This window comes from Aquitalea sp. ASV11, assembly GCF_016429185.1.
Classification (GTDB): domain Bacteria; phylum Pseudomonadota; class Gammaproteobacteria; order Burkholderiales; family Chromobacteriaceae; genus Aquitalea; species Aquitalea pelogenes.
Genome location: NZ_JAELUD010000122.1, coordinates 1 through 5,919, shown reverse-complemented (window position 1 = coordinate 5,919; position 5,919 = coordinate 1). Strand labels below are relative to the sequence as shown.

The following is a 5,919-nucleotide window of genomic DNA, read 5'->3' as shown; positions in this document are numbered from 1 at the left end:
GTATGTGGTTTCCAGCTGGAAGCTGGACAGCTCCAGCACCCACACGTCCGGCTGCTTGCCGGATTGTTCGCGTTCCAGCAGGGCTTCCAGTACCGCCAGGCCGATATTGCCGGCCACGATGGTATCCAGCCCGGCCTGCTGACACAGATGGCCGACCAGGCTGGTGACGGTGGTCTTGCCATTGGAACCGGTAATGGCAATCACCTTGCTGCCATTGCCCTTGATGGCGCGGGCCAGCAGTTCCACATCGCCCACCACTTCGCCACCGGCGCGACGGAAAGCATCCACAGCCGGGTTCTTCAGCGGTACGCCGGGGCTGAGCACCAGCATGTCGACACCGGCAAAGGTGCTGGCATCGAATGCGCCGACGCGCAGTTCGGCATCCCGCACATGGCGCTGCAGTTCGGCCACGCGCTCGGGGGCGGGCTTGCTGTCGGCCACCACCACGCGTGCACCATGGGCAGCCAGATAGCGCGCGGCAGCCAGCCCCGAGCCTCCCAGCCCCACTACCGCGATGTGTCGATCAGCAAAGTTCATGAGCCCTTGTCCTTAACGCAATTTCAGTGAAGCCAGGCCAGCGAGCACCAGCATCATGGTGACAATCCAGAAGCGCACCACCACCTGTGTTTCCTTCCAGCCCTTCAATTCGTAGTGGTGATGCAGCGGTGCCATGCGGAACACGCGCTTGCCGGTCAGCTTGAACGAAGCCACCTGGATCATCACCGACAGTGCTTCCATCACGAACAGACCGCCCATGATGAACAGCACGATTTCCTGACGCACAATCACCGCCACGGTGCCCAATGCCGCGCCTAGCGCCAGTGCGCCGACATCACCCATGAACACCTGCGCCGGGTAGGCGTTGAACCACAAGAAGCCCAGACAAGCCCCGCAGATGGCGGCACAGAACACCACCACCTCATGCGCACCGGGAATGAAGGGCAGGCCCAGATATTTGGAAAACACCACGTGACCGGCCACGTAAGCGAAGATGGACAGGCCGGAAGCCACCATCACCACTGGCAGCGCTGCCAGGCCATCCAGGCCGTCGGTCAGGTTGACCGCATTGGAGGTGCCGACAATCACCAGATAGGTCAGCACGCAGAAGCCGACCACGCCCAGCGGGTAGGCCACGGTCTTGAAGAAGGGCACGATGAACTCGGTGGAGGCCGGCAGCTTGGCGGTAGCAATCAGGAAAATACCCGCCGCAATGGCGATGGTGGATTGCCATACCATCTTGAATTTGGCCGACACGCCTTTCGGGTCCTTGTACACCACCTTGCGCCAGTCGTCGTAAAAGCCCAGCGCACCGGTACCCAGCATCACCGCCAGCAGCAGCCAGACGTATTTGTTGGACAGATCAGCCCACAGCAAGGTGGTGATGGTGATAGACAGCATGATCAGCGAACCGCCCATGGTCGGCGTACCGGCCTTGACCAGATGGCTTTGCGGACCGTCGTTGCGCACGGCCTGACCGACTTTCAGCTCGGTCAGCTTGCGGATCACCCACGGCCCCATCAGCAGCGAGATGGTCAGCGAGGTAAGCGCCGCCATCACCGCACGCAGGGTGACGTAGTAGACAACGTTGAAAGTCCGGATATGAGAACCCAGCAGATCGGCTAGCCAGAGCAGCACCTTACACTCCCTCTTCTTGTTGTTTTGCGGTCGTCAGGTGTTCCACCACCCGTTCCATACGCATGAAGCGTGAGCCTTTCACCAGCACGGAAGCTCCCGCTTGCAAATTGGCGTCCAGCCAGCTGGCCAACGCCGTGAAATCATCAAAACTGTGTGCGCCGTCGCCAAAGGCGGCGGCAGCGTGATGGCTGAGTTCGCCCAGCGTCACCAGCTGTGCAATGCCGCGCAGGCGGGCGTGCTCGCCCACCTCGGCATGCATTTGCGCTGCAGTCTCGCCCAGCTCGCCGATATCACCCATGACAAAGCAGTGCGGTGCGGGCAAACCGGCCAGCACGTCGATACCGGCTTTCATCGAATCCGGATTCGCGTTGTAGCTGTCGTCAATCACCACGCCGCCGTGACGGCCGGTTTTCTGTTGCAGACGACCCTTGGCATTGCCGAACACCGCCAGACCGGCAGCAATGGCCGCCAGCGGCACGTCCACCGCCAGCGCCATGGCCGCAGCGGCCAGCGCATTGCGCACATTGTGTTCGCCCGGTGCCGGCAGGCTGATGGCCTGCTCGCCTTGCGGGCTGCACAGGGTAAAGCGGCTGCCCAGTGCCTGCAGGCTGATGTCACGCGCACTGATGTCCGCCTGCTGCTGCAGGCCGAAGCTGCAGATGCGGTACGTACCGGCAGCAGCACGGAACAGCGCAATATTGGCGTCATCGGCATTGACGATGGCCACGCCGTCCGCTGGCAGGCCGGAGAAGATTTCCGCCTTGGCACGGGCGATGTCGGCGGTATCGGCAAAATGGCCGATGTGGGCACGCATGGCATTGTTGACCAGTGCCACTTGCGGACGGGCCAGGCTGCTCAGATAAGTCAGCTCGCCGTGGTGGTTCATGCCCATTTCCAGCACCGCATAGCGGTGGGCGGGCTTCAGCCCCAGCAAGGTCAGCGGCAGGCCGATATCGTTGTTGAAATTACCGGCGGTAGCGTGCACCGCCTGCTCCCCGGCATGGGCCTTGAGAATGGCGCTGAGCATTTCCTTGACCGTGGTCTTGCCGTTGGAGCCGGTAATGCCCACGCGCAGTGCCGGCAGGGCGGCGGCCCAGCCTGCGGCCAGACGGCCCAGCGCCAGCCGGGTGTCATCCACCTTGATCAGGCTGGCGTTGTCGAGCGCAAAGTCGTCTGCCACCAGCGCAGCGACAGCGCCACGCGCCAGTACATCGGCCACAAAGTCGTGTGCATCAAAACGCTCGCCCTTGAGCGCGACAAACAAATCGCCCGGCTGCACGGCACGGCTGTCGGTCACCACGCGGCTCAGACGGGCTTGACCGTCTACACCACTCAGTGTGCCGACGGCCCAGTGCGCGGCCTGCTGCAAGGTCATCATGCCTTGTCTCCCCAGGCCGTCAGCGCTTCTTCGGCAATGCGGAAATCGGAGAACGGGTGTTTCACACCGCCGATATCCTGGTATTCCTCGTGACCCTTGCCGGCAATCAGCACGATATCGCCCGCCTGAGCCTGACTCACCGCCCAGTGAATGGCGGCGGCGCGGTCGGCTTCAACATGGCCGGGGTGGCTCATGCCCGCCAGAATGTGGTCGATGATGGTTTGCGGGTTTTCGGTACGCGGATTGTCGCTGGTCACCACCGCCACATCGGCGATGCGCTCGGCGATTTCGCCCATCATCGGGCGCTTGCCCGGATCGCGGTCGCCACCGCAACCGAACACGCAATACAGCTTGCTGCCTGCCGGACGGATGTCGGCCAGTGTGGCCAGTGCCTTTTCCAGCGCATCCGGGGTATGGGCGTAATCAATCACCACCAGTGGTTCGTGACTGCCGCCAATGCTCTGCATGCGGCCACGCGCCGGCTGGATGCGTGCCATCACGGCGGCGGCATCAGTCAGACTGATGCCGTTGACACACAGGGTAGCGAGACACGCCAGCAGGTTGCTGGCATTGAACCGCCCTACCAGACCGGTACGTACCTCTACCTCGCCCCATGGCGTGGTAACCCGCAGTTGCAGGCCATCCAGATTTGCCGTCAGGCTGAGCGGACGCACATCGCCCTGGGTCAGGCCGTAGCTCACCACCTGGGTATGGCTGGCATCAATGTCCTGCACCAGCTGGCGCCCAAACGGGTCATCCACATTGATGACCGCATGCCTGAGGCCTTCCCAGTGGAACAGCTTGGCCTTGGCCGCGCCGTAGGCTTCCATGCTGCCGTGGTAGTCCAGATGGTCACGGGTCAGGTTGGTGAATACTGCGGTGGCAAAGCTCACGCCATTCACCCGTGCCTGATCCAGGCCATGGCTGGATACTTCCATGGTCACCACATGCGCGCCCTGACGACGGTATTCGGCCAGCTTTTGCTGTACGGTGACCGGGTCCGGTGTGGTGTGCGTGGTTTGGGTCAGTTCGCCATAAAAACCGTTACCGACGGTGCCGATCAAGGCGGCTTTCTGGCCCAGCAAGGAAAACGCCTGCGCCAGCCAGTGGGAAATGGAAGTCTTGCCATTGGTGCCGGTAATGCCGATCACCGTCATCGCCTGGCTGGGTTGGCCATAGACATGGGCCGCCACCATGCCAGCCCGCTCGCGCAGGGCGGGGACAGGCAGGTTGGGGATTTGCCAGTCCGGATTCCAGCTGAATCCGTCGGCGGCGTCCCACAGCACGGCAGCCGCACCTTTTTCCAGCGCAGCAGCAATGAAGTCGCGGCCATCGGTGTATTCACCGCGGCAGGCCAGGAAGACATCGCCGGGCAATACACGGCGACTGTCCGCTTCCACCCGTTTGATGGGGAAGCCCAGCTGGTTCAGTTCTGCCGGATCCCAGTCCGGCAAGCTTGTCAGGCGACTTTTCATGTTCTGTTTCTTCAAAAATCCGCAGGGACCGGAGTGGAATCCGGCAGCAAGCTGTTATTGGACGGCTCGTCCGGCTGCACATTCAGCACGCGTAGCGCGCCGCCAGCCACCTGGGAAAACACCGGTGCGGAAATGGCACCGCCGTAGTATTTGCCGGCCGTGGGTTCGTCAATCATCACGGCCACGATCAGTTTGGGGTTCTTGCCCGGGGCAAAGCCGATGAACAGTGCGCGGTGCTTGTTGGCCACATAGGTGCGGCCTTCCAGCTTGCGCGCGGTACCGCTCTTGCCGCCAATGCTGTAACCGATAATGCGGCCACCGACGGCACCGCCACCCGGCTCGCTGTTGGCAACCAGCAGATCGTGCATTTCGTGCGCGGTTTTTTCGGCCAGTACCCGCTTGCCCGGCATCGGGTTATTGGTCTTGTACAGCGAGATGGGCAACATCACGCCATCATTGGTAAAGATGGTGTAGGCACGCGCCATCTGGATCAGGCTGACCGACACGCCATAACCAAAGGACATGGTGGCCTGTTCGATGGGCCGCCAGTTTTTCCAGTCACGCAGGCGTCCGGCCGCCTCGCCAGGAAAGCCGGTATTGGGGGCACGGCCAAAGCCCAGCGAATCGTAATAAGTCCAGAAATCCTGCGGGCTGCTCATCAAGGCCAGCTTGCTGGTGCCGACGTTGGACGACTTCTGGATGATGCCCAGAATGTTCAGGCTGGCTTGTGGCGACACATCACGGATGGTGGCAGGGCCAATCATGTAAGAATGGGTGTCCAGCACCGAGTTGACGGTGGTCTTGCCATGTTCCAGCGCCAGAGAAATCGACAGCGGCTTCATGGTGGAACCCGGCTCGAACAGGTCGATGACCGCACGGTTGCGCAGCATTTCCGGCGTGGTGCCTACCCGGTTATTGGGGTTGAACGAAGGGTAGTTGGCCAGTGCCAGCAACTCGCCGGTCTTGGCATCCAGCACCACCACACTACCGGCCTTGGCCTTGTTCTCTTCCACTGCCGCCTTGATTTCGCGGTAGGCCAGATACTGGATGCGATGATCCACCGCCAGGGCCAGGGTCTGTCCGTCCTTGGGCGGTTCAATGGCGGCGACATCTTCAATGATGTGACCACGGCGATCCTTGATCACCACGCGACGGCCATCCTTGCCGGCCAGCATTTTTTCGCGCGCCAGCTCCACCCCTTCCTGGCCTTTGCCATCCACCCCGGTGAAGCCGATGATGTGGGAGATGATTTCGCCAGCAGGGTAAAAACGGCGGTATTCCTGCTGTTTGGCAATACCCGGAATGCCCAGCGCCATCACCTTGTCGGCGATTTCAGGATTGATCTGGCGCTTGATGTAAACGAATTCTTTCTTGCGGTCGGACAGTTTGGTGGCCAGCTCTTCCGGGCTGATGTCCAAAAGGCTGCCCAGC

Annotated in this window: 5 protein-coding genes; all 5 read right to left on the bottom strand. The window is 61.8% G+C overall.

Features of this window, described 5'->3' with window-relative positions; translation table 11 throughout:
- Window positions 1–537: Mur ligase family protein (locus JHD62_RS20975; RefSeq protein WP_255523049.1), on the bottom strand; the 537-nt coding region annotated here is incomplete at its 3' end.
- Window positions 538–549: 12 nt separating this feature from the next.
- A complete protein-coding gene (gene mraY / locus JHD62_RS20970) occupies window positions 550–1,635 on the bottom strand; it encodes a phospho-N-acetylmuramoyl-pentapeptide-transferase (RefSeq protein WP_089082937.1) in 1,086 nt (361 codons plus the stop codon).
- 1 nt (window position 1,636) lies between these two features.
- Window positions 1,637–3,013 carry a UDP-N-acetylmuramoyl-tripeptide--D-alanyl-D-alanine ligase gene (gene murF / locus JHD62_RS20965; RefSeq protein WP_199104513.1) on the bottom strand — a complete coding sequence of 459 codons (1,377 nt, stop codon included), beginning with the start codon at window positions 3,011–3,013 and terminating at the stop codon, window positions 1,637–1,639.
- A complete protein-coding gene (locus JHD62_RS20960; protein ID WP_199104512.1) occupies window positions 3,010–4,488 on the bottom strand; it encodes a UDP-N-acetylmuramoyl-L-alanyl-D-glutamate--2,6-diaminopimelate ligase in 1,479 nt (492 codons plus the stop codon). The genes murF and JHD62_RS20960 overlap by 4 nt, the downstream gene beginning before the upstream one ends.
- An 11-nt stretch (window positions 4,489–4,499) precedes the next feature.
- On the bottom strand, window positions 4,500–5,919 hold a 1,420-nt coding region (locus JHD62_RS20955; RefSeq protein WP_199104511.1), incomplete at its 5' end, for a penicillin-binding protein 2.

Bases quoted from the DNA above. Each gene is read 5' to 3' on its own strand.
- murF (WP_199104513.1), bottom strand. From the start codon at position 3,013: ATGATGACCTTGCAGCAGGCCGCGCACTGGGCCGTCGGCACACTGAGT.
- JHD62_RS20960 (WP_199104512.1), bottom strand. From the start codon at position 4,488: ATGAAAAGTCGCCTGACAAGCTTGCCGGACTGGGATCCGGCAGAACTG.